At 70.2% G+C, this 26,507-nt stretch carries 17 protein-coding genes and 1 pseudogene; 15 read left to right on the top strand and 3 right to left on the bottom strand.

Translation table 11 applies throughout. The annotated features are described in order from the left end of the window. Positions 1-13 precede the first annotated feature (13 nt). Positions 14-622 (top strand): DUF305 domain-containing protein, encoded by a 609-nt coding sequence (locus tag AB0877_RS06290; protein ID WP_366607183.1) that lies wholly within the window; start codon positions 14-16, stop codon positions 620-622. A gap of 12 nt (positions 623-634) precedes the next feature. Here AB0877_RS06290 and msrB read toward each other — a convergent pair whose 3' ends face one another. After that, positions 635-1,039, bottom strand: a complete 405-nt coding sequence (gene msrB / locus AB0877_RS06295) for a peptide-methionine (R)-S-oxide reductase MsrB (protein ID WP_030336225.1) — start codon at positions 1,037-1,039, stop codon at positions 635-637. Positions 1,040-1,086: 47 nt separating this feature from the next. Between msrB and ligD the strand changes: the two genes are divergently transcribed. Beyond that, positions 1,087-2,118: a non-homologous end-joining DNA ligase gene (ligD, locus tag AB0877_RS06300; RefSeq protein ID WP_366607185.1), complete on the top strand. Its 1,032-nt coding sequence runs from the start codon at positions 1,087-1,089 to the stop codon at positions 2,116-2,118. 12 nt (positions 2,119-2,130) lie between these two features. Here ligD and AB0877_RS06305 read toward each other — a convergent pair. Continuing rightward, positions 2,131-2,386, bottom strand: a pseudogene (locus AB0877_RS06305) (hypothetical protein). 166 nt (positions 2,387-2,552) lie between these two features. Here AB0877_RS06305 and AB0877_RS06310 point away from each other — a divergent pair. The 11 genes from AB0877_RS06310 (at position 2,553) to AB0877_RS06360 (ending at position 14,792) form a co-directional block, all read left to right on the top strand. Next, positions 2,553-2,708: a hypothetical protein gene (locus tag AB0877_RS06310; protein WP_357203258.1), complete on the top strand. Its 156-nt coding sequence runs from the start codon at positions 2,553-2,555 to the stop codon at positions 2,706-2,708. Between the two features lie 74 nt (positions 2,709-2,782). Further along, positions 2,783-4,033 carry a DUF222 domain-containing protein gene (locus AB0877_RS06315; protein WP_366607187.1) on the top strand — a complete coding sequence of 417 codons (1,251 nt, stop codon included), beginning with the start codon at positions 2,783-2,785 and terminating at the stop codon, positions 4,031-4,033. 615 nt (positions 4,034-4,648) lie between these two features. Continuing rightward, the gene (locus tag AB0877_RS06320) at positions 4,649-5,359 is read left to right on the top strand and encodes a hypothetical protein (protein WP_366607189.1); all 711 of its coding nucleotides are present in this window, start codon (positions 4,649-4,651) and stop codon (positions 5,357-5,359) included. A 157-nt stretch (positions 5,360-5,516) separates the two neighbouring features. Next, positions 5,517-6,131, top strand: coding sequence for a YdeI/OmpD-associated family protein (locus AB0877_RS06325; RefSeq protein WP_366607191.1), 615 nt, complete (start codon positions 5,517-5,519; stop codon positions 6,129-6,131). A 62-nt stretch (positions 6,132-6,193) separates the two neighbouring features. Beyond that, positions 6,194-6,673 (top strand): DUF2975 domain-containing protein, encoded by a 480-nt coding sequence (locus AB0877_RS06330; RefSeq protein WP_366607193.1) that lies wholly within the window; start codon positions 6,194-6,196, stop codon positions 6,671-6,673. Next, positions 6,673-6,888: a helix-turn-helix transcriptional regulator gene (locus tag AB0877_RS06335; RefSeq protein WP_030336216.1), complete on the top strand. Its 216-nt coding sequence runs from the start codon at positions 6,673-6,675 to the stop codon at positions 6,886-6,888. The genes AB0877_RS06330 and AB0877_RS06335 overlap by 1 nt, the downstream gene beginning before the upstream one ends. After that, positions 6,885-7,049 (top strand): hypothetical protein, encoded by a 165-nt coding sequence (locus AB0877_RS06340; RefSeq protein ID WP_366607196.1) that lies wholly within the window; start codon positions 6,885-6,887, stop codon positions 7,047-7,049. The genes AB0877_RS06335 and AB0877_RS06340 overlap by 4 nt, the downstream gene beginning before the upstream one ends. A gap of 115 nt (positions 7,050-7,164) precedes the next feature. Beyond that, on the top strand, positions 7,165-10,353 hold the full coding sequence (locus AB0877_RS06345; protein WP_366607198.1) for an ABC transporter permease: 3,189 nt from the start codon (positions 7,165-7,167) through the stop codon (positions 10,351-10,353). After that, positions 10,350-13,058: an FtsX-like permease family protein gene (locus tag AB0877_RS06350; RefSeq protein WP_366607200.1), complete on the top strand. Its 2,709-nt coding sequence runs from the start codon at positions 10,350-10,352 to the stop codon at positions 13,056-13,058. Before AB0877_RS06345 ends, AB0877_RS06350 begins: the two co-directional genes overlap by 4 nt. Before the next feature lies 1 nt (position 13,059). Beyond that, positions 13,060-14,055, top strand: a complete 996-nt coding sequence (locus AB0877_RS06355) for an ABC transporter ATP-binding protein (protein ID WP_366607201.1) — start codon at positions 13,060-13,062, stop codon at positions 14,053-14,055. Between the two features lie 11 nt (positions 14,056-14,066). Then, positions 14,067-14,792, top strand: coding sequence for an ABC transporter ATP-binding protein (locus tag AB0877_RS06360; RefSeq protein ID WP_366607677.1), 726 nt, complete (start codon positions 14,067-14,069; stop codon positions 14,790-14,792). Positions 14,793-15,006: 214 nt separating this feature from the next. On the opposite strand, the gene AB0877_RS06365 is transcribed toward AB0877_RS06360, so the two are convergent. Further along, entirely contained in the window at positions 15,007-15,459 is a 453-nt protein-coding gene (locus AB0877_RS06365) for a GNAT family N-acetyltransferase (RefSeq protein ID WP_366607203.1), read from the bottom strand. Between the two features lie 297 nt (positions 15,460-15,756). Between AB0877_RS06365 and AB0877_RS06370 the strand changes: the two genes are divergently transcribed. Further along, positions 15,757-19,737, top strand: coding sequence for a LamG domain-containing protein (locus AB0877_RS06370; protein ID WP_366607205.1), 3,981 nt, complete (start codon positions 15,757-15,759; stop codon positions 19,735-19,737). Between the two features lie 89 nt (positions 19,738-19,826). After that, on the top strand, positions 19,827-26,468 hold the full coding sequence (locus tag AB0877_RS06375) for a polymorphic toxin-type HINT domain-containing protein (protein WP_366607207.1): 6,642 nt from the start codon (positions 19,827-19,829) through the stop codon (positions 26,466-26,468). Positions 26,469-26,507 lie beyond the last annotated feature (39 nt).

A 26,507-nucleotide genomic window follows, 5' to 3' on the forward strand; every position in this document is an offset into this window, starting at 1 on the left:
GGAGGCAACCGGCATGCCCCGCCGTACCCCGCTGGTCTTTCTCGTCGCGGCCCTGCTGCTCACCGCAGCCTGCGCCGGACCGACCACGTCGAGCCCGTCGACCCTGCCGCAGCCGGCACCCGCGTCCCCGGCCGGCTCGGCGGCGGCCGGGTCCGCGGGTGCCGGGTCCCCGATCGAGGCGGACTCGATGAGCGGGATCGACGTGGTGTTCCTGAGCACGATGGTCGGGCACAGCGAACGCACCCTGCAGATCGTCCGGCTGGCCCGGGACCGGGTACGCGACGACGCGCTGCGCACCCTGGCCGCCGCCGTCGAGGCGACCGAGGCCGACGAACTGGCCGCCATGCGCGGCTGGCTGCCAACGACCGGGCCGGGCGCCAGCGCGGCCGCACACCACCACGACGGGCACGGCGACGACGCCGCGCTCGACCGGCTGCGCACCGCGCCGGACGCGGACGTCGACCGCGTGCTGCGCGAGGTGCTCGCCGAGCACCAGCGATGGGCCGCCGACCTGGCCCGGTCCCAGGTCGGTGTCGGCCGCAACGAGCAGGTCCGCGACCTGGCCCGCCGGATCGAGCAGTCCCGGACCGCCGAGGTCGAACTGCTCAGGGGTACGCCCTGAGCGGCTCCTCGCTCAGCGGGGTTCCAGCTTGATGGAGACCGAGTTGACGCAGTGCCGGGTGTCCTTCGGGGTGAAGCCCTCGCCGTGGAAGACGTGCCCGAGGTGACTGTCGCAGCGGGCGCAGCGGATCTCCGTACGGGCCATGCCCAGGCTGCGGTCCTCGATCTCCTTGACCCGGCCCGGGATGGCGTCGTCGAAGCTCGGCCAACCGCAGTGCGAGTCGAACTTCGTGTCGCTGGAGAACAGCTCCAGCCCGCAGGCGCGGCAGTGGTAGACCCCCTGGGTCTTCGTGTCCACGTACTCGCCCGTCCACGGGCGTTCGGTGCCGGCCTCCCGGAGAACGTGGAACTCCTCGGGGGTCAGTCGGACCCGCCACTCTTCGTCGGTACGGGGCAGCTCGTTGTCGTCAAGACTCACCCGTCAACGGTACGTCGAACGTCGGGGGCGTGGCATAAGGTCGCGGGATGGGTGGCACCAAGGCTGCGGCCGCCGAGATCGAAGTAGCCGGGCACACCGTCCGGTTGAGCAGTCCGGACCGGGTGATCTTCCCGCAGCGGGGGTTCACCAAGGCGGACGTCTTCCACTACTACCTCGCGGTCGGCGACGGGATCATGCGCGCCCTGCGGGACCGGCCGACCACCCTGCAACGCTTCCCCGAGGGCATCGAGGGCGAGGCCTTCTTCCAGAAGCGGGTGCCCACCCGGGGAGTGCCGCCCTGGGTGACGACCGCCCAGATCACCTTCCCGAGCGGTCGGAGCGCCGCGGAGCTCTGCCCGGCCGACCTGGCGCACGTGGCCTGGGCGGCGCAGATGGGCACGATCGTCTTCCACCCGTGGCCCGTGCGGGCCGCCGACGTCGACCGCCCCGACGAGCTGCGCATCGACCTGGACCCGCAGCCCGGCACCGACTTCGCCGACGCCGCGCGGGCCGCCGGCGAGGTCCGCGCGCTCCTCCACGAGCTGGGCGCGACCGGCTGGCCGAAGACCTCCGGCGGTCGGGGCGTGCACGTCTACCTGCGCATCCAACCCCGCTGGACGTTCACCGAGGTGCGCCGGGCCACCATCGCGCTGGCCCGGGAGGTGGAACGCCGCAACCCCGACCTGGTCACCACCGCCTGGTGGAAGGAGGAGCGCGGCACCCGGGTCTTCGTCGACTTCAACCAGATGGCGCGCGACCGCACGATCGCCTGCGCGTACTCGCTGCGGGCCAACGCGCGGGCCACCGTCTCCACCCCGGTCACCTGGGACGAGCTACCCGACGTCGACCCGGACGACTTCGACCTGCGCACCGTGCCGACCCGGCTCGCCGAGCGAGGTGACCCGCACGCCGGCATCGACGACGCACCGTGGGACATCACCCCGCTGCTGGAGTGGGCCGAGCGCGACGCCGCCGCCGGCCAGGGTGACCTGCCGTACCCGCCGGACCACCCGAAGATGCCCGGTGAACCCAAGCGGGTCCAGCCCAGCCGCGCCAAGCGCACCCCCGACGGCCCGTGACCGCCCGCTGCCTCACGGCGGCGGCGGGGCCGTCCACGCCAGGAACCTGGTGAACAGCTCCTGCGGGTCGGGTCCCGGCTCGCGGTTGAGCTGGTACAGGTCGGCCGTCGCGTCGAACAACTGGCTCGCCAGGTAGATCGACAAGTCACCCGATCCTTCCGTACTGCACCCGTAGCAACATCCGGGCGAGTGCGCACGGCCAGCCGGCGGCGCACACCCGACAGAGCCACGAGGGCCGGCGCGGCAGGTGCTGGTGTACCGGGTGCAGGGCTTCAAGTGGGTGAGGGCAGTGGCGGCTATTCGGCGTGGTCATACGCCAATCGTGGCGTCAACTATTGCCCCTGTCAACAGTCTGCGTAGTTGTCGCCGTCTAGCGACCGTGCCACTGTCATCGTCAATGTGTGGACCTTGTTGGCGTGTCGGAGATTCGGGAGATGCTGGGAAATGTGTCCCGGCAGCGCGCGTCCGTGATCGCCAACCAACGGAACTTCCCCGAGCCGGTCGCCGTGCTGGCCATGGGCAAGGTCTGGCGGAGGTCGGACGTGGTGGCCTGGATTCGGGAGCACCGGCCGGAGTTGGCCGAGGGCTGACCCGGGCCTGATTGGGTCGCCCAGGGCGCTTCGCGCGACCGCTTGTTGTCGTACACCTGTTCTAGAATTTGCTCGTGATCGATGAGTTGGCGCGGGTGGAGGGTGCGGTGGCGGCCTGCGCCGACGCCCCGGCCTGGGCCCTCTCCGAGCATGATCTGATCGCGGTGCTCGATGCCACGCACCGGTTGCAGCAGCGGCTGGCGGCGGTGCAGTTGGCGGCGGTCCGCGAGTTGGACGGGCGCGGCACTGCGCTCGCGCGGGGCGCGTCCTCGACGACCGTGTGGCTGCGGCATCGCCTGCGACTCGACGTCGCGGCCGCGCGCCGGCTGGTCGGCCTCGCGACCTCGCTCGACGTGGCCCCGCCCGCCGTGCGCGACGCCCTGGCGAGCGCGGCGGTCAGCGTGGAGCAGGCCCGGGTCATCGCCGACACGGCCGCCACGGTGACGGTGTCGGCGGGCGTCGAGGTGGCCGACAAGGCTGTCGGCGTGCTGATCGGGTGGGCCGGGCAGTTCGACCTGGCAGTACTGCGCCGATTGGGTGCCCGGATTCTCGACCATGTGGCGCCCGACCTCGCCGAGGCCGCCGCCGCGGCGGCCCTGGCCGCCGAGGCCGCCCGGGCGGCCCGCGACCGGCACGTCACCATTTCCACCCAGACCGACGGCCGGCTGCGACTCAGCGGCACCCTCGACGCCGAGTCCGCCGCCCTGCTGCGCGCCGCCATCGACCCGTTGAGCGCACCCGCCGGCCCGGACGACACCCGCTGCGCCGGGCAGCGTCGCCACGACGCCCTCGCGGACGTGTGCCGGCTGGCGCTTCGTGCCGGTGAGCTGCCCGAGAACGGCGGTGACCCGGCCCAGATTGTCGTCACGACCGACTACGACGGGCTGACGCGGCAGTTGGGTGCTGGCACGCTCGACGTCGGTCTGCGGCTCACCCCCGACGCGGTGCGCCGGCTCGCCTGTGACGCCGCCGTCCTGCCGACAGTGCTCGGCGGCGCGGGCCAGGTCCTCGACGTGGGCCGGCAACGCCGCCTGATCACGGGGCCGCTGCGGCGGGCACTGGTGTTGCGCGACGGCGGCTGCGCCTTCCCCGGCTGCGACCGGCCGGCGCGCTGGTGCGCCGCGCACCACATCCGGCACTGGGCCGACGGCGGCCCGACCAGCCTCGACAACGCCGTGCTGCTCTGCGGCCACCATCACCGGCATGTCCACCAGAGCGACTGGGCCGTCCGGCTCGGCGACGACGGGCACCCGGAATTCCTACCACCGGCCTGGCTCGACCCCGACCAACTCCCGCGCCGCAACCACTACCACCGACGGACGTAGCCATTCCGCGTGGCAGCCTGGGTTGTAGCGGAGGGACGGGTCCAATATCTCTGCAACCGCTGTGCGCCATAGGCCCAGCCTGAGAAGTGGTTGACCTTGACGCGCGGTCAACCGCTGTTGAACGCCGCCCACCTAAGGGCCCTGGACCCGGGGTAACGCGCCTGTTTGTGACGTACGCCTGCGGCAGGAAACCACTAATGGGCCAGCCGCGACGCCGAACGCCGGTGCAAGAGGCGCTGTCAAGTGGGTTCAGAAGGTGCACCGACCGGGACGATGCCGCTCTGGGGATTTGCCTCAGTCAGCGTAAGCATCACGGGCTTGACTGCCACCGGTGTGGGCGAGACGCGGCCTTTCGTAGAGTAGCGGTTGCCGACGAGGAGGGTCAGGCTCAGAGCCGGGCCATGCGCGCGTTATCAGCTGATCGAACCAAGCTGTGATCTTGGCAAGTCATCGAGGGTGTCCGGTTGTTGACACGACGTTGCTATCTTTCGATTGCGTGGGAAGGATTACTGCGCCCTCGGAACGTCCACCCATCGATTCGGCCGGGGGCGCCCGCTCCGACCTTCCGGTCACGCCGTGTGGATCAGCACTAGGCGCGCCCTCAGAGAGACTCTCATGTCAAAGATGCGTGAATTTTTAAGAGATAATCAGAAGATCGCGGTTGCCTCCCTCGCCGTTGCGGCCCTGTCGGCCCTGGTTGCCCTCGCTGCCTTTGGGCAGGACTACGTTAACGGGAAAGAGTCGTCTTCGATGGGAGCGGAAAGCCCCGCTGCCCCGACGTCCTCCGTGCCGAATCTTATCCCTAGCCCGACTGTGACTTTGCTAGAGGAGGGATCAACAAGTACCCCACCTTCGGGCGAATCGCCCTCGGCGCCTCCGATCGAATTGCCACCATCGGCCAGCCGGCCACTCATCGTGGATCTCACATCACTGGATCCCGCAGCCTTGCATGCAGTCCATAGAGTGGAACCCGCGACTATGGGTGGGGTCGAATATCCCGAGGCACTCAAGATCAAGTGCTCGACGTACGATGAAGTGTCGATGGAGTACACGCTTGGAAAGCAATATTCGTCTCTATCAGGTTGGATCGGCATCCAAGATGACGCAAGTAACAGCTATGCCGCAGCCAACATCAAGCTGACCGATGAGAACGAACGCGTCTTGACGCGGGTTTCGGGTCCCTATGCAAGCCCGAAGAAGATCAATAATGTTGACTTACGGAATGTGATGCGGCTTCGCATATACTGCCGCTTGTCAGATAGCAGAAAATTCTCATCGCAGCACTACGTGACACTTGCGGGTATGCAGCTCAAGACTGCCAGCTGAACAAGGATTGCAAACGCACTCGTGGCTTCGGTGTCGAATAGTCGGCGATCGGATCGCTTAACGACAGCAACTGGCCTGCCCGATGAGCGCTCCTGTTCCCGGTTGCATCACCAGTCGAACGCGGCCGGCTGTCGGACCCGGGCATTAGCCTGCCGGCATGACGAGCGCCGAGCTGGATGAGCTGATCGTCGCGGACGCCGACGCCCTGCGCGTGTGGTTGTCGGCCAACCACGCCACGTCCCCCGGTGTCTGGCTCGCCCTGACCAGGAAGGGCGGCACGGTCACGACGGTGACCTGGCAGCAGGCGGTCGACGAGGCTCTCTGCGTCGGCTGGATCGACGGGCAGGGTCGCAAGCGGGATGAGGAGTCGTCCTGGATCCGGTTCACCCCACGTCGGCCCCGCAGTGTCTGGTCCCAACGCAACGTCGCCAACGTTGCCCGGTTGGAGGAGCGGGGGCTGATGTTGGCGGCGGGCCGCGCCGCGGTGGACGCCGCGAAGGCGGATGGGCGGTGGGCCGCCGCCTACGCCCCGCCGTCCGAGGCGGAGGTGCCGGCCGACCTGTTGGCCGCCACCGCCGCCGAGCCCGCCGCCCAGGCCATGCTCGACGTGCTCACCAAGGCCAACCGGTTCGCTCTGATCCATCGTCTCAACGCCGTGAAACGGGCCGAGACCCGCGAGCGCAAGATCGGTGAATTCGTCGCCATGCTGGCCCGTCACGAGACGTTCTACCCCCAGAAGGCGAAGCCGGCACCCGAGCCGACGTTGCCGTGACCGTGCGGCCGTGACCGAGACAACCGATTGACTTTCGATAGGTAACGAGCGAAACTCGATGCATGGTTACAGAGCATCGAGCGGTTGCCGCTCTCCGAGTTTTCCTCGTGGTGTTGTTCGGGGTCCTGGTCGTCTTCCAGACCCTCTCGCTGCCCGGGCAGTTCGCGTACATGGCCCAGGAGTCTCCGGAGGACGCCTACCTCCGCTGGCCGGCCACGATCATCGCGGTGTTCTGGGTGCTGTGCGTCCAGGTCGTCATCGTCGCGACCTGGAAGCTGCTCACCTTGGTCAAGAGCGACCGCATCTTCACCGAGGCGTCCCTGAAGTGGGTCGACGCGATCGTGTGGGCCATCGCCGCGGCGTGGGTGGTGCTGGTGGGTGTCTTCCTCTACGTGGGGTTCAAGGCGGACGACCCGGGGCTGCCGCTGCTGCTGTTCCTGCTGACAGTGGGCGTCAGCGTGCTGGGGCTCCTCATGGTGGTGATGCGGGCGCTGTTGCGGCAGGCCACCACCCTGCGTACCGACATGGAAGCGGTGATCTGATGCCCATCGTCGTTCGCATCGACGTGGAGTTGGCCAAGCGGAAGATGAGCGTCGGAGAGTTCGCCGAGCGGGTCGGGCTCACCCCCGCCAACGTCGCGGTGCTGAAGAACGGCCGCGCCAAGGCGGTCCGCTTCAGCACCCTCGAAGCGATGTGCCGAGTGCTCGACTGCCAACCCGGAGACCTGCTGGAGTGGGTCGAGGAGGAAACCCCATGAGGTACGTCCTGATCGTCGGCGTCGTCCTCTCGGTGGCGCTCGGCATCACCGTCGTGGTGCTGGGCGGGGCCGACGACTCCCCGGGACTGCAGCTCATCGGCGTCATGCTGGTGCTCTGCGCGGTGGTCTTCGGCATCCGCAACCGTCGAGGCCGCAACTAGCCGTCCCACCCGGCAACTCTCTCCGTAATAACGATCATGTAACGGGCGCGAACCTTTCCCGGTAGGTGGCCTGTCTTGATGGTCGTCGGCCCGCCAGGGCCAGGGGAGGCGTCGGATGAAGCTGGTGTGGAGGCGGGCCCGCGAGGCACGAGGGTTGCTCGTCGCGGCGGTGATCGCCGCCCTCGTCGCCATCGCGTTGGTCACGGGGCTGTCCGACTACAACCGTCGAGCGGTGGACGCCGGGCAGCGGGCACTGGTCGCCGCCTCGCCGGCCGAGGAGCGCGGCCTTCTGGTCAGCGGCTCGGGTGGGCGGGACGCGGCCGAGTTCGCAACCCGGGACAAGGCGGTTCGAGCCGAGTTCGCCGGCGGGCTCGGCGGCGTCCCGGTCAGCGTCACCGCCGCCCGTTACGGCACCGGCCGGGAACTGACCGGCGACCTCGGGCAGATCCCGCGGACGGCCGACGAACCGGTCTTCGCGAACCTGGGCACGTTCGCCGACCTCGCCAGCCACGCGGAGCTGACCAGCGGGGCCTGGCCCAGCCCCGGAGCGAACCCCGTCCAGGTGAGCCTGCCCGAGCGGGTCGCCGGCGCACTCGGCCTGACCGTCGGCGAACGCGTCCCGGTGCGCGACCGGGCCACCGAACGACGCGGGGAGTTGGTGCTCGCCGGCACCTGGCGGCCCCGCGACCCGGCGGACGCGTACTGGCTGTTGGCTCCCGGTGTGGGCGCGGGCAGCGCCGGTTCCGGCACCTCGTACGGACCGTTCACGCTCGACCCGGCCGACTTCGCGGCCACCTTCCCCGGCTCGGTGTCGGCGTCCTGGCTGGCCCAACCGGACCTCGGCGCCGTGGACACCGCCGACCTGCCCGCCGTTCGGAAAGCCCTCGCCGAGGCGGTCACCGCAGTGCCCGAGGCCGCCCAACTGGGCAGCTCCGGGCAGACGGTGACCAAGATGCCGCAGTTGCTGGACCGGATCGGCCGCGCCGACCTGGTGGGTCGCTCGTCGCTGGCCACCCCGCTGCTGCTCATCCTGGTGCTCGCCGGGTACGCGCTGGTGCTGGTCGCCGCGCTGCTGCACGAGGACCGCCGCCCACAGACCGCGCTGCTGCGCGCCCGCGGCGCCGCCCGTCGGCAGTTGGCCGGCCTGGCCGCCCGCGAGGCGACCCTGGTGATCGCCCCGGCCGCCGTGCTCGGTCCGCTGATCGCCGGTGAGGCGTTGCGGTACATCCGACCCGGCGGGTCGGGTGACCTCTACACCGCCGGCGGCAACGCCACCCTGGTCTGGGCGGCGGCAGCGGCCACCGCGGCCGGCTGCCTCGTCGCCATGGTCCTTCCGACGCTGCGTGGCGCCGGGACGTACGTCGCCGACATGGCGGCCCGATCCCGGCCGAACCGGGCCGCGAACGTCCAACGCGCCAGCGTCGACCTGGTGCTCGTGGCGCTCGCCGTGCTCGCCTGGGTGCAGCTACGCCGGTACGCCTCCCCGCTGGCCGGCTCGGGTGGACAGCTCGGACTCGACCCGCTGCTGGTCGCCGCCCCGACGCTCGGCGTGCTGGCCGGTGCCGTGCTGGCGTTGCGGGTACTGCCGCCGCTCACCCGGTTCGCGGAGCGGTTCGTCGACCGACGTCCCTGGACCGCCACCATGTTCGGCATGTGGCAGGCCGGACGGCGTCCGCACGCCGGCCCGGTGCTGCTGCTCGCCCTCGCCGTCGGCGGCAGCACCCTGGCCTGGTCGCTGATCAGCACCGGCGAGCGGTCCCAGGTCGAGCAGGCCGGCCACACGGTCGGCGCCGACCTCCGGGTGACCGAACGGAGCGGGGGCGCCCCACCGACCCGGGCCGGTGAACTCGCCGCGCTACCGGGCGTGGACCGGGCTCTGCCGGTGTGGCGGGACGAGATCCGGGTCGGACGGGAGAACCTGCCGGTGACAGTGATCGGGGTCGACCCGGCCACCGCCCCAGGCGTCGTCCGGCTGGCCGACCGCCTCGGCGACGGATCGGTGTCGGAGCAGTACCAGCGCATGATCGACGGGCGCGGGACGCCCGCCGGTGTCGAACTGCCCACCGGGGCGCGGGCGATCACCGGCACGGTCCGTACCCCGGTGAGCAGCGCCGCCCGGTCGGTGAAGGTTGCGGTCACGCTCCTGGTCACCAGCTCCGACGGGCTCGCCCTGCGGCTGCCGGCGGCCAACGCCGACGGTGACGGCCGGGCCACCCGGTTCTCCGTGCGACTGCCCGACGTGGGTGGAGCGCGGTTGCGGCTGGCCGGGTTCGAAGCCGACGGTGGGCTGGCGGCCGGCAACGCCTACCGTCTCCAGGTGGACGGGTTGGCGGTGGTCGACGCCGACGGCACGAGCCGACCCGCCGACCTGAGCGGCGACTGGATGCTGACCGCCCCCGGTGTGGAGTCCACGCCGGTGCGGACCACCGCCGCCGGCTTCGCCGCCGTCCACTCCGTGGAGGTGATCCCCGGCGGGCAGTTCGCGTACCAGCCGCCCACCCGGTTCGCCGTGGTGGCGGGCGGGGAGAGCAGGCCCGCGCCGGTGCTGATGACCCCCCAGGTACGCGAAGCCCTGAGCCTGAACGTCGGCGACACCGTCGACCTCACGCTCCCCGGGGTGACGATGCCGGTGCACCTGGTCGGCGAGCTGAGCGCCGTGCCGACGACCAGCACCGCTGCCGGCGTGCTGTTGGACCTGCCGGCCGCGGTCGACGCGATGATCCGGAGCAGCGGCGCGGTGCGACCCGTACCGGAATGGTGGGTCGGCGCCGCCGACACGAACGCCGCCGCCCAGGCGGTCAGCGCGCTCCCGGGCGTCACGGTGCTCAACCGGGAGGCGGCCATCGAGGCGGCCGCCGACGACCCGTACTGGCGCGGCTCCCGAACCGGCATGCTCGCCGCCGCGCTCGGCGCGGTGCTCCTCGCCCTCGTCGGCCTGGTGGTGGACGTGTGGGCCACCGCCCGGCGTCGGCTCGGCGAGTTCGCCGTCCTGCACACCCTCGGCGCCACGCCTCGGCTGATGGCCCGGGCGCTGCTGGCCGAGCAGACGTTCCTCGCCGGCATCGGCGTGGGCGTCGGGTTGTTACTCGGCACCGCGGTCGGCGCGACGATGGCCCCACTGGTCATCCTCACCCCGGCCGCCGGTCGGCCGACACCCCCGGCGGCGTTCGTGCTGCCCTGGGTGCCGATCGGCCTGACCGCGGTCGGTCTGCTGCTGGCGGCGCTCGCCTTCAGCGCGTTCATCGCCGCAGGCATCCGTCAGCGGGTGGCGGCGGTTCAGCTGCGAATCGGGGGAGAACGATGAGCGTCGGGGCGCCCGTCCGGCGGGTCCGGGCGTACGGGGGGCAGTTCCTGCTGCTGGCGGTGCTGACCCTGGTGGTCACGCTGTTGATCAGTGGCGTGCCCCGGCTGGTCAACCGGCTCGCCGAACAGGGGCTGCGAGCACAGCTCAACAGCGAGCCGGCCGCCCGCCGGGACATCTCGTACACCACCAGACTGGAGCCCGCGACGTCTCGGCGGACGGCGATGGGCAACGCCGCCGAGCAGTTCGACGCCCTCGCCGCGGAGATGCCGCCGCCGGTGCGTTCGGCAGTGACCGAGCGGTGGTACAGCGTCGAGACCGCGGAGGCCCGCGTGGTCGGGCCGGACCTGGCGGCCCGCAACCTCCTGGTCGACATGGGCCTGCGGGCCATGCCCGACATCCAGGGCGCGAGCACCCTCGTCGAGGGAGCGTGGCCGAGCGAGACGTACGTCCCCGACCGACCGATCGAGGTGGCGCTCGACGTCGACGTGGCCCGCAAGCTCAACCTGCGCGCCGGCAGTCAACTGCGCATCGGCCGCGCCGACGACAAGGGCAGACTCGTCGACGCCGCCCCGCTGGTGGTGTCCGGGCTGTTCCGCCCCGTCGACCGCGCGAATGGCATCTGGGACGGGCTGCCGCAGCTGCTGCAGATCATCGAACCGCCCGGGGACGGCATGCCGTTCATTCTGTTCGGCGTCGTCGCGCAGTCGGCCTTCAACAAGCGGGCCGCGGCGGGCTGGCCGATCCAGTCCACGTGGCGGTACCGACTGGGCGTCGACCGGATCGACGCACAGAAGCTGGACGAGCTGATTGACGGTTTGCAGGTGATGCAGCGCAACCAGCCAGCGGAGGTCACGTTGACCCAGGGCGTCGACGTTCCGTTGCGCGCGTTCGCCGCCCAGATCAACGCCGTCCGGACGCTGCTCGCGGTGATCGCGGCCGGCGTCCTGGCCACCCTGGCGGGGCTCATCGTGCTCGCGGCCAGTCTCGCCACCAGACGGCGTCGCTCGGAGTTCGCGTTGCTGCGCGCCCGTGGCGGCGGGGCCACCGCCGGCGCCCGGCGCAGCCTCGCCGAATCGGTGCTGGTGGTCCCGATCGCCGCCGTGCTGGGCTGGTGGCTGGGCACCCTGGTCCCCGGTGCCCCGGACCCCACCACGCCGTACGTCATCGCGGTGACCGTGCTGGTGACGCTCGCGCTGCCCGTGGCGACACTGGCCGTACCGGCCGGCGGTGCGGCGCGCCGGGACCTGATCCGGGTGCGCCCGTCGGCCCGTCGGCTCACCGTCGAGGTCTCCCTGCTGCTTCTGGCCGGGCTCGCGGCGGTGCTGCTGCGTCGGCGTGGCCTGACCCTCGGCGAGGTGGACCCGCTGCTGGTGTCGGTGCCGGTGCTCCTGGCGGTCGCGGCGGCGGTGCTGGCGCTGCGCGCGTACCCCTGGCCGTTGTTGCTGGTCAGTCGGCTTGCCGCGCGGACCCGGGGCAGCGTGGCCTTCCTCGGCACGGCCCGAGCCGGACGCTCGGCGGTCGCCGCCCCGCTGGTCGTGGTGGTGTTGGCCATCGGCACCGCGGCGTTCTGCGCGGTGGTGGCCGCCGGCGTCGACGCCAGCCGGGAACGGGCCGCCGCGCAGATCGTGCCCGCCGACGCGGTGATCCGCGGGGAGCGCTTCGCACCCGACACCATCGACGAGCTGGGCCGCCTGCCGGGGGTCCGGGCCGTCACCCGGGTGCTGTACGAGGACGATGAGCGGTTGGCGTCCGACGAGGTCGGCACCGACGCCTTCATCGGGCAGACGGACGTGCTGCTCGTCGACGGCTCGGGGTTGGACAAGGTGGCCCGCGAATCGCAGGTGGACCTGTCGGTTCCGACCGCGCTGCGCACCGCCGCGCCCGGCCCGGGTCCGCTGCCGGCGATCGTCTCACCGGCGGTCGCCGCCGACCTGGCCAGGGCCGGGCTGGGCGACTCCGCCTTCATCTCGGTGCAGGGCCAGCGGTACGAGTTCCGGGTGGCCGGCACCGCCGACGGGTTCCCGATGCTGGCGGCGAACGCCAACCGCTTCGTGATCCTGCCCTGGCAGGCTCTGCCGACGCGGAACACCACACCCGTGCCGACCAGCCTGCTGATCGCCGGGAACTCGCTCGACGCCGAGGCCCTGCGGGTCGCCGGCGACCAGGGGCAGGAGCGTTACCAGCGGGACGGCGCGGTCACCGGTAAGGAACGGATGATCGGGGTCACCGTCGACACCCGGGCGGACGTCCGCCGGGACCTTGGCGAGGGCGGCGCGAACGGCGTGCTGGCCTTCGGCTTCGTGGCCGGGGCCGTCGGCGGCACCGTGCTCGGGCTGCTGGCCATCGCGTTCACCGTGCTGGCCGGAGCGCGCGCCCGGGGCCAGGTGCTGTCCCGGCTGCGTACCCTCGGCCTGTCCCGCCGGCAGTGGCGAGGGCTGCTGCTCGTCGAGTTGACCCCACTGGTCGCGGTGTCGGTGCTGACCGGCGCGCTGGTCGGTGCGGTACTGCCCCTGCTGCTCAACCCGGTGCTCGGCCTGTCCGCGTTCACCAGTGGTGTGCCGGTCCGGGTGGCTTTCGAGCCCAGCCTCGTCGCCGCGGTGCTCGCGCTCGGGGCGGTCGCCCTCGGCTTCGCGGTCGCCGTCGAGGCCCTGAACAACCGCCGGTTGCGCCTCGGAGAGGTGCTTCGGCTCGGAGAGGAGAGCTGAGATGACCGCTACCGCCCAGACTCCACTGGTGCCTGACCTGGCCGCCCTGCAACAGCGGGCCGCGCTTCGCGCCGCCGAGCGGGCCGGCGGGCAGGACCGCCTTCGCGGGCACATCGTCTGCGACGGCCTGGTGCGCATCTTCAAGACCGAGGGGGTGGAGGTGGTCGCCCTGCAGGGGCTCGACCTGGTCATCGACCGGGGTGAGCTGGTGGCGATCGTCGGTGCCTCCGGTTCGGGCAAGTCGACCCTGCTCAACATCCTCTCCGGCCTGGACACCCCGACCGCCGGCATCGCCCGGGTGGCCGACTACGACCTGCTCTCGCTCTCCGCGAAGCGACGGCTGAGCTACCGCCGGCAGCTGGTCGGGTTCGTCTGGCAGCAGACCGGCCGCAACCTGCTGCCGTACCTCAACGCGCTGGAGAACGTCGAGCTGCCGATGCAGTTGGCCGGCAAGCGCAGCAGCAGGGCCCGCCGGGAGCGGGCCCGGGAACTGCTCGACCTGGTCGGTGTCGGCTACTGCGCCGACCGGCGCCCCGGGCAGCTCAGCGGTGGCGAGCAGCAGCGGGTCGCGGTGGCGGTGGCGGTGGCCAACGACCCGGAGGTGCTCTTCGCCGACGAGCCGACCGGTGAGCTGGACGAGGCGACCGGCGCGGAGGTCTTCGCGGCGCTGCGCACCATCAACGCGGAACTGGGCGTGACCATCGTGGTCGTCACCCACGACCACGCCGTGGCCACGCAGGTCCGTCGGACCGTCGCGATCCGCGACGGCCGGACCGCCTCCGAGGTACGCCGGACCGCGCGGATCGACGCGGACGGCAACACCGAGCTGGTCAGCGAGGAGTACGCGGTGCTGGACCGCAACGGTCGGATGCAGTTGCCGGCGGCGTTCGTCGACGCGCTCTCGCTGAAGGAGCGGGTCCGGCTCGACCTGGAGCCGGACCATGTGCAGGTACGGCCCGGCGACCGGGCCTCGGACGGGCGGGGGGCAGGGGCATGAGCCGGCAGAACATGGTGGTGACCGGCGCGGCCGGGTTCGGCGGCGCGCCCGGGGAGCACCCCGACGAGGTGGTCCGGGTCAGTGGGGTGAGCCGGACCTTCGGTCGGGGCGAGCACGCCGTGCACGCCGTGCGGGACGTGTCGTTCAGCGCCAACCGGGGCGAGCTGGTCGCCATCCGGGGTCGGTCCGGGGCCGGCAAGACCACGCTCCTGAACCTGATCGGCGGGCTGGACCGGCCGGACAGCGGTCAGGTGGTGGTGGCCGGGCACGAGGTGACCTCGGCCGGGGAGGCGGAGCTGCTGCGGCTGCGCCGGGGCACTGTCGGGTTCGTGTTCCAGACCTTCGGACTGGTGCCGATCCTCTCCGCCGCCGAGAACGTGGGAGTGCCGTTGCGGCTGGCCCAGGTGCCGGCTGCGGAGCGGGAGGAGCGCGTCGCGGTGCTGCTGGAGCTGGTTGGCCTGGGCGGGCACGCCGCGCAGCGCCCGTACGAGCTCTCCGGCGGGCAGCAGCAGCGGGTCGCGGTGGCCCGCGCGTTGGCCAACGAGCCGGACCTGCTCATCGCCGACGAGCCCACCGGTCAGCTCGACTCGGAGACCGGGCGGTCCATCATGGACCTGCTGCGCGCGGTGGTGCACGCCCGCGGCATGACGGCCCTGGTGGCCACGCACGACCCGGCCCTGATCGACCTCGCCGACCGGGTGCTGGCCCTGCGCGACGGCCGCCTGGTCGACGGCTGACCGTGCCGGGCAGTGGCCTGCGCGGCTCGCTGTGGAGCTGATGTCGTCAACGAGTCGCCACGGGTGACTCGTCTACGACATCAGCTCCACAGCGTTCGTACTGACGAAGAGGTTCCCCTGCCATCTCTGGGCGTGGCCCGGTCGGCCAGGCGGCAGGGGACGCGCCCCGGTCGGAGCTACTTTCGCCCCCCGGCCGGGCGGGCGTGACGGCGGGTCAGAGCGCGAGCTTCATGCCCTCGTGGCTGGCGACGAAGCCGAGGCCCAGATAGAAACGGTGCGCGTCCTCGCGGGTCTTGTCGGTGGTGAGCTGCACCAGCGCGCAGCCACGCTCGCGAGCCTGCTCGACGGCCCAGATCATCAGCTGTCGGCCCAAACCCTGACCACGCCGGTCGGAACGGACCCGGACCGACTCGATCAGCGACCGCTCGGCGCCGTGCCGGCCGAGGCCGGGGACGTAGGTGATCTGGAGGCAGCCGACGAGGTCGCCGCCCTGCTCGGCGACGATCAGCGCGTTGCGCGGGTCGGCGGTGATGTCCGCGAACGCTCGCTCGTACGCCTCGTCGACCTCGGTGAAGTCACGGGCCTTGCCCAGCACGTCGTCGGCGAGCAGGGCGATGACGGCGGGCAGGTCCGCCCGGTCGGCAACCCGGAAGATCACGTCACTCATCCGGTGACAATCTCACAGTGCCGGGAATGGGAATGGGCCGGTGGCGACCGTTCAATTTCTGTCGATTCGCCATCCTTCGGTCCATCGCATCGCGCATATTTTCGCCGTTCTTGGATGATTTTCGATGCATCCCGACGGCCGTACGGTGAAGCCAATTGATGGACGATATTGATCGTTCTTACCCATGGTGTTGGGGTCGAACCCTCTGTAGCGTGTGCCGCACATTCGTTGATCACTTTGCCTCACGGGGGTTTGGCAGTGCCGTCGACTCGTTCTGTTTGGCGTGCGTCCACTGTGGTGTCTGCTCTGTTGGCGTCCCTGCTTCACGTGGTCTGGCAGGCTGATCGCGCCGCCGCGGAGCAGCCGGATTCCTGTGCGGTCAGGGTGTCGCCGACGGCCGAGTCGGAGCGCGCCGCCCAAGCCTTGGCAGAGTCGTGTGACACGTCCGTCGAGGTGCTCGCGGCGGCAACGGAGACGACCAAGGTCTTCGCCCAGCCGTCCGGTGACTTCACCTTGGAGGCGTGGGCCGAGCCGCGTTGGACCAAGCGGAACGGGTCCTGGCGGCAGATCGACACGACGCTGACGGTGGGGGCCGACGGCCTCGTGCGCCCTGTCGCGTCGACGGCCGACGTGGTGTTCTCGACCGGTGGGGCGGGCCCGTTCGCCACCATGGCCGGCGCCGGCACCACCTTCTCGCTCGGCTGGCCGAGCCCGCTTCCGGCGGGCGTCATCGACCGGGACACGATCACCTACCCCAACGTCCTGCCCGACGTCGATCTGGTCGTCCGCGCCGAGAAGTCGGGATTCGCCCACCTGCTCGTGGTGAAGACCCCAGCCGCCGCCAAGAACCCGGCGGTGCGTGAGACGCGGTACGTCGTGGGCGGCTCGGCCGACGTGGCAACCGGGAGCGGCGGAGTCGTCATCTCCGGTCCCGACGGAGTGCTCGCCGCCGCGCCGCCAGCGCTGGCCTGGGATTCGGCTCTGCCGCCGGTCAAGTCGGGGGCTCGGCGGTCGGGGCTCGGTTCGTCGAGCGACGCCCGTGCGCCGGGTGCGCGCTCCAGCGTCCGCGGCCCGGCGGAGACCGCTGCTGTCACTCCGGTCTCGGTACGGGTCGAAGACACGGCGATGACGGTGGCCGCAGCTCCGGAACTGCTGGCCAGTGACCACTTTCCGATCTTCATCGACCCCGCCTACGACAAGAAGCCGTCCCGGTGGGCACCGGTGAACGACTCGAACGCCGGTACGGCGTGGACCTCCGGAACGGCCTGGCCCCGGGAGATCGTGCGGGTCGGATCCAACTGGGACAACCACGGCGACATCTGGCGGTCGCATTTCCAGTTCGACACCACGGTTCTCGCCGGCAAGCGACTCACCGGGACGCCGAGCGTCGACGCGTACGCCGTGCACTCGGGTGACTGCGACGGCGAGTCGGTCGGCCTCTGGCAGACGGGGAACCTGTCCAGCTACACAAACAGCTGGGACGGCATGGCGGGCCGCTGGATGCACGGCGGCGCCCTGCAGACAAAGTTGGTCAAAGCCAACGGCGGATGCAGCGGCCAGTCGGCCAACTGGGTGGCGTTCAACGCGGCGGCGATCAAGGAGAAGATCCAGGACAACGCCGACGACGGACTGTCGGCGATGACGTTCGGTCTGCGGATGGGAACCGAGAGCGGCGGCCGCTGGGCGAAGTTCGACCCGAGCAACGTGAAGATGGTCGCGAGCTATCAGCACAAGCCGACATCTCCGGTTGCGATTCGTACGGCTCCGGGCGGCACCTGCAGCAAGACGTCGCCGGGTCCGTGGGTCAACGTCGCCACCCCGACGCTGTACGGGAAGGCCAGTGACGGCGACGGCTCGGTGAAGGTCGTCTTCGACCTGAACGGGCCGACGAGCCCGGCGGAGCACTTCTCCGCGTGGACCACGTCGGGCGAGGAGCGCGGCTGGGCCACCCCCACGCTTGCCGAGGGCGACTACAACTGGCGGGTACGCGGGACGGACGAAACCGACCCCACCGGCTGGACCGGCCTGTGCTACTTCCGGGTGGATCGCACCGGTCCCACCACCCCGATCGTCACGCGCACCTCGGGGACCCCGACCGTCGGGCAACCGGTGACGCTCAGCTTCACCTCGTCCGACGCACGATCCGGGATGAAGCAGTTCGCCTACGGCATCGGCGTCGACGCAAGGCAGACGTTCGTGGCTTCGACGGGTACGACGTCCATCACGTTCACCCCGGAGGCCGGCCGCACCGTCGTGTACGTGTGGGCGCAGGACAACGCCGGAAACTACTCCGCGAGGGCCGCCTTCAACTTCTTCACCGGCCGGATCACCGAGGCGCAGAACCAGGGTGCCTGGCGGCTCGACGGGGACGGCCTCGACGACTCCGGTGAGGGCCGTGACCTGGTGCTCGGCAGCGGGGTCGGCTACGGACCAGACCGGAAGGGGAGCGCGAACGCCGCGTTGACCTTCAGCAGCGCGGGCTGTGCTCAGGCGTCGCCGGCGGTGCGTACCGACGCCGAGTACACCGTCGCCGGTTGGGTGAACCTGGCCTCGAAGAATGGCAACAAGGCCATCGTCGCTCAGACCGGTTCCGTCGCTTCCGCCTTCGTCCTGAGCTACAACGCCGACGTCGATCGGTGGCGGATCTCGCTGACCAACGCCGACAGCTCCACCGTCACGTACGCGACGGCCGATGGGGCGGCTGCCGCCATTGGCGTGTGGCAGCACGTCGCCGCCACCGTCGACCCCGTGGCGAAGGTCGTCCGCCTCTACGTCGGCGGCGCGCTCGCGGCGGAGAACGCCATCCCCTTCACGCCGTGGAACGCCAAGTCGCGGCTCCTGCTCGGTTGTGCCGGTGGCGCGTCCACGACGTTCCACCACATGACCGGCTCGGTCGATCACGTCGGAGTCTGGCAGGGCCTGCTCTCCGAGGCGCAGATCGCGCGGGCGGCCACCGAGCTACCCGCCGGTCAGGTCGGTAGGTGGCAGCTGCGTGGTGACGGTGTCGACTCGACCGGCTTCGCCCGGGACGCCACTGTCCCAGCGGACCTGAACTGGGCGGACGACCCATTCGGCCGGGTGGAGTCGGCGGCGCAGCTGAACGGCAACCAGTGCCTCGGCACGCCCGGACCGGTGGTACGAACCGATGAGTCATTCACCGTCGCGACGTGGGTCAGACTGACCGATGTGTCGGCCGGTACGCAGACCGCGCTCGGTCAGGACAACGAGCAGGTCAGTGGCTTCCTGCTGGGCACCAGACAGGCCAACGACGGCGCGCGGGTCTGGTCGATGGTCATGAAGGACACGAGCAGTGTGTCGTCGGGTTCGGTGACGGCCAAGGGCAGTGCCGCCGGCAGTTCCGGTAAGTGGACGCATCTGGCAGGCACGTATGACGCCACCAGCAAACGGCTGAGCCTGTACGTCAACGGGACGCTGGCCGAATCCGTGACGCGCAACGCCGCGGGCTGGCAGGCCAACGGGCCGTTGACGATCGGCTGTGGGCGCTACGACAGCAAGGTGGTGGATCGGATCAACGGCGCGGTCTCGGATGTGCGGGCATGGCGTGGAGCCCTGACCGCTGCCGAGGTGGCCGCCGTGCACGGTGGTAACCCGGCGGTCAAGCTGGAGGGGATGTGGCCCCTGGACGGCCCGGCCAGCGACACGCCGACCTACCTGACCGACTGGTCCGGCAACGGCCGGGACCTCACCATCACCGGCCCGTACGCGTGGACCCGCGATCGCGGTTTTGGTCGGGACGGAGCGCTCGGGCTCGAACTGGCCGAGGGCTCCTGCGCGGAGACGTCCGGACCGACGGTTCGCACGGACGCCTCGTTCACGGTCTCGGCATGGGTTGTGCTGGACCAGACGACCGGCCACCACTCGGTCGTCACGCAGATCGCCACCGCCGCTCCCGGCTTCTTCTTCGGATACAACCCGGGGCCCAACCGCTGGCACTTCGGGATGCCCTCGGCGTCCGGTGGCACTCCCACCTGGCACATCGCCGAATCACAGCAGGCCCCGGAGCTCGGCAAGTGGACCCACCTGGCCGGCGTCTACGACCTGGCGAAGGGCAAGGTCCGTCTGTACGTCGACGGCGTGCTGCAGGACGAACAGGACGGCCCCTCCTCGCCCTGGATGGCGAGCGGCCCCACCCTCGTCGGATGCAACGGAAACGTGAGCGGTACCCGGTTCTCCCGGCTGGGCGGCGTCGTCGACGATGTCCGGCTCTGGACCTCCACAGTCGATCCGGACCGGATCGCTGATCTCGCAGCTGGCTGACCATCTCGGGGTGAGGGTGCGGCTGGACGCCGCGGGCCTCGCCGTACCTGCCGACCTCCCTTGCACCCCTCGCCCGTCAGGAAGAGGCCATGCCGAATTCTCCCGCCCTCCTTTCCCGTCCCCGACGGTTGATCGCCCTGAGCAGCCTCGCGGTGCTGGTGGCGTCGACTCTCACGGTTCCCCAAGCCGCTCAGGCCTCCCCGGTTCCTTCCGGGGACCGTCCCGTCAAGGCGACCAAAGCGGAGACCGCCCGCCGGGTGCCGGTCGACCGGACCCCGCTTCCGGACGACGGCGGTAGGTGGGCGGGGCCGAAGCACGCGACCTGGCCGAAGGCGGGTGCGACCACGCTGGCGGTCGCCGAGACGCGGCGCGAGCGGCAACTCGAGGGCGATCGGCAGTCGGCGTCGGCGGTGCGGGGCCTCGCCGGTGGCTTGCCGGTGACGGCCTCGACCGTCACCGGTAAGCGTGTCCCCACCCAGGCGCGCGTGGAACTCCTGGACGAGCAGCACTCACGCCGACTCGGGGTCAGCGGCCCGGTGGTCGTGGTGAACGGCGACGCCGGGACGGTCGACGCGGCCTTCGACTACGCACAGATCCGGCAGCTCTACGGCGCGGGCTGGGGTGAGCGGCTGACCCTCAAACGGCTGCCGGCCTGCGCGGCGACGACCCCCCAGCGGTCGGAGTGCCAGGAGACCGATCGGGTTGACGCGACCAACGACCCGGTCACCAGCACGTTGTCGACCAGGGTCGACCTCTCCGGTGCGGCGCCGATGGTCTTCGCCATCACCGCCGAGGAGTCCTCGGAGGAGGGCGACTACAAGGCCACCGACCTGAAGGCGTCCGGATCCTGGACCGCGGGAGACAGCTCCGGAGGGTTCTCCTACTCGAACCCGCTGCGCCTGCCGCCGGCAGAGGGCCCGCTGCCGGAGATGTCGTTGGACTACTCGTCACAGGTGGTCGACGGGCGGATGGCCGGCGCCAACAATCAGGCGTCGTGGGTCGGCGACGGGTGGGATTACGCGCCGGGCTTCATCGAACGTACCTACGCCACCTGCACCGACGACCGCGACGCGGTCGCCGGCAAGGATCCGAACAACAAGGACAAGAAGACCTACGACCAGTGCTGGAAGGGTGACTCACCGAACGTCACGGTCTCGCTCAACGGCACCAACACGTCCCTGATCAAGGATGACGCCTCGGGAGCCTGGCGGGCGCAGAGCGACAGCAACTGGCGGATCCAGTTGGACGGCAGTCCGGCGACGTCGGGCAGCGCCACGACCGAACGCTGGACGGTCACCACGCCCGACGGCACCCGCTACTTCTTCGCGGGCGAGGCCGCCGCGACCGACTCACGGTGGACGATGCCGGTCTTCGGCAACCACTCCGGCGAGGACTGCCACGCCACCGACTTCAAGGACTCGTCCTGCAAGCAGGCCTGGCGCTGGATGCTCGACAAGACCGTGGACGTGCACGGCAACACGGTCCGCTACTACTACCAGGGCGAGACCGGTCACTACGGCGCGGCTGACGACAAGAACAACCGGCAGTCGTTCACCCGGGGCGGTTACCTGACGCGGATCGACTACGGGCTGCACGCCAACTATTCGAGCGTCGCCGCCACCGGGCGGGTGGTGTTCAGCGTCGCCGACCGGTGCCTGGTGACCGAGTGCCACAAGGACGGCAAGCCGGTCAAGGCGAACTGGCCGGACGTGCCATGGGACAAGGAATGCGCCGAGGCCCCCTGCACGGACAAGCTGGCACCGGTCTTCTTCAGCACCAAGCGACTCACGAAGATCACCACCCAGGTACGTGACGGCAGCGCGTTCCCCGACGTCGAGTCGTGGAGTCTGAGCCACGAGTTCAAGGCGCCGAAGGTGGCCGGTTCGGCGTCGCTGTGGCTCAAGGAGATCGTGCACGCCGGGCACGTCGGTGGCACCGTCACGGACCCGCCGGTGCAGTTCACCGGGGTGGAGTTGGTGAACCGGGCCAATGTCCTGGCAGGTGCGCCGTTGTTTTCCCGGTGGCGGATCCAGAACATCCGCACCGAGTCGGGTGCTGACATTCACGTCACGTACTCCGAGGCTGACTGTGACCTGAACGACCTGCCGGGTTCACCGGAGACCAACTCACGGCTGTGTTACCCCGTGTACTGGACCCCGGACGGCTATACCGACCCGAAGCGGGACTGGTTCCACAAGTACGTCGTGACCGAGATCTCCGAGATCGACCGGACCGCCGACCAGCCGGCGATCACGACGCGGTACGAGTACAGCACCGACGGGGGTGGCACGAGCGTCCTGTGGGGCTACGACGACGGTGAGTTCACCAAGAAGAAGCACCGCACCTACGGGCAGTGGCGCGGCTACTCCCAGGTGGTCACGAAGGTCGGTGAGCCGGGTCGGGGCGTACCGCTGACGACTCGCAAGCGGTTCTACCGGGGCCTGGACGACCAGCCGTTGCCGGGCGGTGGCCGGCGCACCGTGCAGGTGTCCGACTCGGAGTCGGCCACGTTCTCGGACCATCCGGCGCTGGCCGGTTCCCCACTCGAGGAGGCGACCCTCGACGGGTCGGACGTCGTCGAGGCGTCCACCACGCAGTACTGGACCCGCCAGACCGCCGCGCGGACCCATGCCGGGGGCACCGACCGGGCGTACTTCACCGGCCCGTCGGTCGTGAAGACCCGCAAGTTGCTGGCGCCGAACAAGTGGGCGCGGACCGAGACCCGCACCACCTACGACTCGGACGGCCAAGCGGAGACGGTGTCCGATCTGGGGGACACCGCCCGTACCGGCGACGAGACCTGCAGCACCACCACGTACGCGAAGAACGGCACCGCGTGGATCCGCGCGGCGGTGTCCCGGGTGGAGACGGTCGCCACGTCGTGCGGGGCGACGGTGAACCGCCCGGCGGACGTGATCTCCGACGTGAAGACCTACCACGACGGATCGGACACCCACGGCTCCGCGCCCAGCAAGGGCCTGGTGACCCGCGAGGACACCCTCGACACCTGGAACGGCGGACCCGTCTACGCCACCACCTCCCGGAGCAGCTACGACGCGCTCGGGCGGATCGGAAGCGTGACGGACGCCCGGGGCGGGGTCACCACCACCACGTACACACCCGCCGGTCCGGGGCCGGTCACCCAGACGGTCACCCTCAACCCGCTGCAACACAAGACGACCACCACCCAACAGCCGGCCTGGGCCGAGCCGACATCGGTGGTGGACGCCAACGACAAGCGCACCGACCTGACACACGACCCGTTGGGGCGGCTCACCAAGGTGTGGCTGCCGGGCCGGGCCAAGGCGACCAAGACTCCGAACCTGGAGTTCGGCTACCAGGTACGCGCCGACGGGCCGCTCGCCGTCACCACCAAGCGACTCGGACCCAACGAGACCTACATATCCGAGATCGGGCTCTTCGACTCGCTGTACCGGCCTGTCCAGACGCAGGAGGACTCCCTCGGTGGGAAGCGCCTGGTCGAGTCGACCGGCTACAACGACCGTGGCCTGGAGGCGTATCGGGCAGGTCCGGCTTACCTCACCGGAGCGCCGGCCAACGAGCTGCTGCAACTCAACCCGGGCGAGGAGCGCGTCCGCACGGTCCTGAGTCATGACGCCCTCGGACGGGTCGTCAACGAGGGCACCTGGTCGGGCCACAGCCAGTTGTGGGCGACGGTCACCAGCTACGGCGGCAACCCGGACGGGTGGCAGGTGTCGGTCACCCCGCCGCGGGGCGGCACGGCCACCGCGACCATCAGCGACGTCCACGAGCGGACCACCGAACTCCGGCAGTTCCACGGCCTCACCCCGAGCGGCGGGTACGACGCCACGAAGTACACGTACACCCCGCGCGGAGACCTGGCGACCGTGACCGGCCCGACCGGCAAGGTCTGGGAGTACGGGTACGACCTGCGCGGCCGGGAGGTGCGCACGCTCGACCCGGACAAGGGCGAGACGACCCTCACCTACGACAACGACGACGACGTGACCTCGTCGAAGAACGCGCTCGACGACGTGGTCTCCACCGAGTACGACGTCCTCGGACGACAGAAGAAGCGCCTGGTCAACGGTCAGCTCGCCGCCGAGTGGGCGTACGACACGGTGGCCAAGGGGCACCTGTCCAAGCAGGTGTCGACCGTCGACGGGCACCAGTTCGTCCGGGAGATCTTCGCGTACAGCGACGCCTACCAGGTCGCCGACGAGGAGGCGCGCATCCCGGCGATGCCGGGCCTGGGGACAGCGGCCGGGACGTACGTCTCGACGTACACCTTCAAGGCCGACGGGTCGCCGGACCGGATGAACGTTCCCAAGATCGGTGCCCTGGAGCGGGAGACGATCGGCCACACCTACGACGACCTGGGCAATGTCACGCGACTGGTGGGCACGTCGTACCCGTCGGGAACCAACACCGTCTACGTCGACGCCGCCACCTACTCGCCCTACGGCGAGGTCCTGAAGCGCACCCTCGGCGTCAACAACAAGCCGCAGGCGTACCAGACCTACGTCTACGACGACCCGACCCGCCGGCTCAAGGAGTTCTATTTCGACCGGGACGCGACGGTCAACAACGTCGCCGCCCTCTCCTACGACTACGACCACGAGGGCAACGTCCTGTCGATGGCGAACACGCCGCTCGACAACGACGACAAACCTCGACCTGGCGACAGTGACGTCCAGTGCTTCCAGTACGACCAGCTGAGGCGTCTCACCCAGGCGTGGACGCAGGCGACCACGACCTGTGCCGCGGAGCCGACCGCCGGCGCCATCAGCGGTAAGTCGCCGTACTGGAAGGCGTACGCCTACCACGCGGACGGTTCCCGCAAGTCGGTCACCGACCGTCGTACCGGTGTCGCCTCCGACTACGGGTACGCCGCAGCCAACGCCGCCCAGCCACACGCGGTTCGGACCGTGACCACCGGCAGCCGGGTGGACCACTACGACTGGGATGCCACCGGCAACCTCACCTACCGCAAGGTCGACGGGGTCACCGAGAACCTGGAGTGGAACCACCAGGGCAAACTCCAGAAGATCACCGGACCGGGCGGCGAGACCCGGATGGTCTACGACGCCGATGGCAACCGGATCGCCCGGATCGACCCGAACGGTCAGGCCACCGTCTTCGTCGCCGGGCAGGAACTGGTCGTTCAAGGTCAGGACACCACGGCGACCCGGTACTACCAGCACGCCGGCGACACGATCGCCTCTCGGGCCGCGTCCACCGCGACGGGTCCCAAGGATCTGACCTGGCTCGCCTCCGACCAGCACGACTCGGCGCACTGGGCGGTCAACTCGGTCACCCGGGTGGACACGGTCCGATACTCCGACCCGTTCGGAAACGCCCGCTCGGGCGGCACCGGCGGCACCTGGCCCTCCGGTCAGCGCGGTTTCGTCGGCGGCATCAGCGACCCGACGGGCCTGTCGCTGCTGGGTGCCCGGTTCTACGACGCGGCGCTGGGCGCGTTCATCTCCGTCGACCCGGAGACCGACGAGTACGACCCGCAGCGGATGCACCCGTTCGCCTACGCGAACAACAACCCGGTCACCTTCGCCGACCCGGACGGCCTCTTCTTCGGAAAGATCAAGAATGCGGCCAGCCGGGCCGCAAACGCGGTGGCAAACACCGCCAAGTCTGCGGTCAAGACCGTGGTCAACAACGCCGGCACCATCTCCGCGGTCGCGGGCGGGATAGCCATGGTGGCGGCGGTGCTGCCGCCCCCGGCCCAGGTGGTGGCGGCCGCTGCCGCCGCCGTGTCGGCGGTGGCAGGCGCCATCGACACCGCGAAGACCTGCAAGGGTGGCGACACGGCGGGCTGCGCCATGGGCATCGCGTCGATGGTGCCGGGAGTCCGGCAGGCGAAGACAGCTGCTCGTGGCGCCGGCGCAGTCAAGAAGGCTGTGAAGGGGAAACGGCCGAGCGGTTGTAACAGCTTCCTGCCCGGTACGCCGGTCCTGATGGCCGATGGCAGCTACAAGGCCATTGAGGAGATTCAGCTCGACGACGTCGTGTGGGCGGCCGACCCGGAGTCGGGCAAGGAAGGCGGCCGACCGGTCACCGCCCTCATCACCGGCGACGGGCAGAAGAAGCTGGTCGACATCAGCATCGACTCCGACAGTGACGGCGTGGCCGACGGCACGGTGACCGCCACCGACGGTCACCCGTTCTGGGTCAGCAACCAGCAGGAGTGGCTGCGCGCCGAGCACCTGAAGCAGGGTGACCTGCTACTGAGCCCGGACGGCGCTCGGGTCAGCGTCATCGCGGTCGTCGCCTACGGCGCGGTCGCGACGGTTCACAACCTCACCGTCGACGACATCCACACTTATTACGTCCTGGTGGGCGACACCGACGTCCTCGTTCACAACGTCGGCGGCGATCCGGACGCCTGCCCGGTGGGATCCGGTTCGGTCGACAAGGGCCAACGGCTCCGTGAAATGGTCAACGATCCGAAGCTGCCCAGTCATTTCCGCGGCTGGATCAAGCAGGAAATCAACGCCAAGCGAGCCTATATTCGGAACCCGCCTGGCTACCAGTTGGCTCATCGCCGGACGCACGAAAGGGCGCGGGGGTGTGATTACCGGTGTGCGGTGCCCAATTACACGTCCCTTCACCGGCTGCAGCACAGACATGACAACTTCGGCAGAAGGCTCAGGAACCTGACGAGACTTGTCTTCCCCTCGTCTCTGGCTGCATTCATTACGCGCGCCTATCCACGCAACCTTTTGAAAGATTAGGAGAATGCTTCCGGGGGCAAGCGTCCAGATCCTTCAGGT

The sequence above is a fragment of the Micromonospora sp. NPDC047644 genome (genome assembly GCF_040704315.1).
Classification (GTDB): domain Bacteria; phylum Actinomycetota; class Actinomycetes; order Mycobacteriales; family Micromonosporaceae; genus Micromonospora.

Coding starts and splice junctions, on each gene's coding strand:
- AB0877_RS06290 (WP_366607183.1), top strand. CDS start 14: ATGCCCCGCCGTACCCCGCTGGTCTTTCTCGTCGCGGCCCTGCTGCTC.
- ligD (WP_366607185.1), top strand. CDS start 1,087: ATGGGTGGCACCAAGGCTGCGGCCGCCGAGATCGAAGTAGCCGGGCAC.
- AB0877_RS06310 (WP_357203258.1), top strand. CDS start 2,553: ATGCTGGGAAATGTGTCCCGGCAGCGCGCGTCCGTGATCGCCAACCAA.
- AB0877_RS06320 (WP_366607189.1), top strand. CDS start 4,649: ATGTCAAAGATGCGTGAATTTTTAAGAGATAATCAGAAGATCGCGGTT.
- AB0877_RS06325 (WP_366607191.1), top strand. CDS start 5,517: ATGACGAGCGCCGAGCTGGATGAGCTGATCGTCGCGGACGCCGACGCC.
- AB0877_RS06330 (WP_366607193.1), top strand. CDS start 6,194: ATGGTTACAGAGCATCGAGCGGTTGCCGCTCTCCGAGTTTTCCTCGTG.
- AB0877_RS06335 (WP_030336216.1), top strand. CDS start 6,673: ATGCCCATCGTCGTTCGCATCGACGTGGAGTTGGCCAAGCGGAAGATG.
- AB0877_RS06340 (WP_366607196.1), top strand. CDS start 6,885: ATGAGGTACGTCCTGATCGTCGGCGTCGTCCTCTCGGTGGCGCTCGGC.
- AB0877_RS06345 (WP_366607198.1), top strand. CDS start 7,165: ATGAAGCTGGTGTGGAGGCGGGCCCGCGAGGCACGAGGGTTGCTCGTC.
- AB0877_RS06350 (WP_366607200.1), top strand. CDS start 10,350: ATGAGCGTCGGGGCGCCCGTCCGGCGGGTCCGGGCGTACGGGGGGCAG.
- AB0877_RS06355 (WP_366607201.1), top strand. CDS start 13,060: ATGACCGCTACCGCCCAGACTCCACTGGTGCCTGACCTGGCCGCCCTG.
- AB0877_RS06360 (WP_366607677.1), top strand. CDS start 14,067: ATGGTGGTGACCGGCGCGGCCGGGTTCGGCGGCGCGCCCGGGGAGCAC.
- AB0877_RS06365 (WP_366607203.1), bottom strand. CDS start 15,459: ATGAGTGACGTGATCTTCCGGGTTGCCGACCGGGCGGACCTGCCCGCC.
- AB0877_RS06375 (WP_366607207.1), top strand. CDS start 19,827: ATGCCGAATTCTCCCGCCCTCCTTTCCCGTCCCCGACGGTTGATCGCC.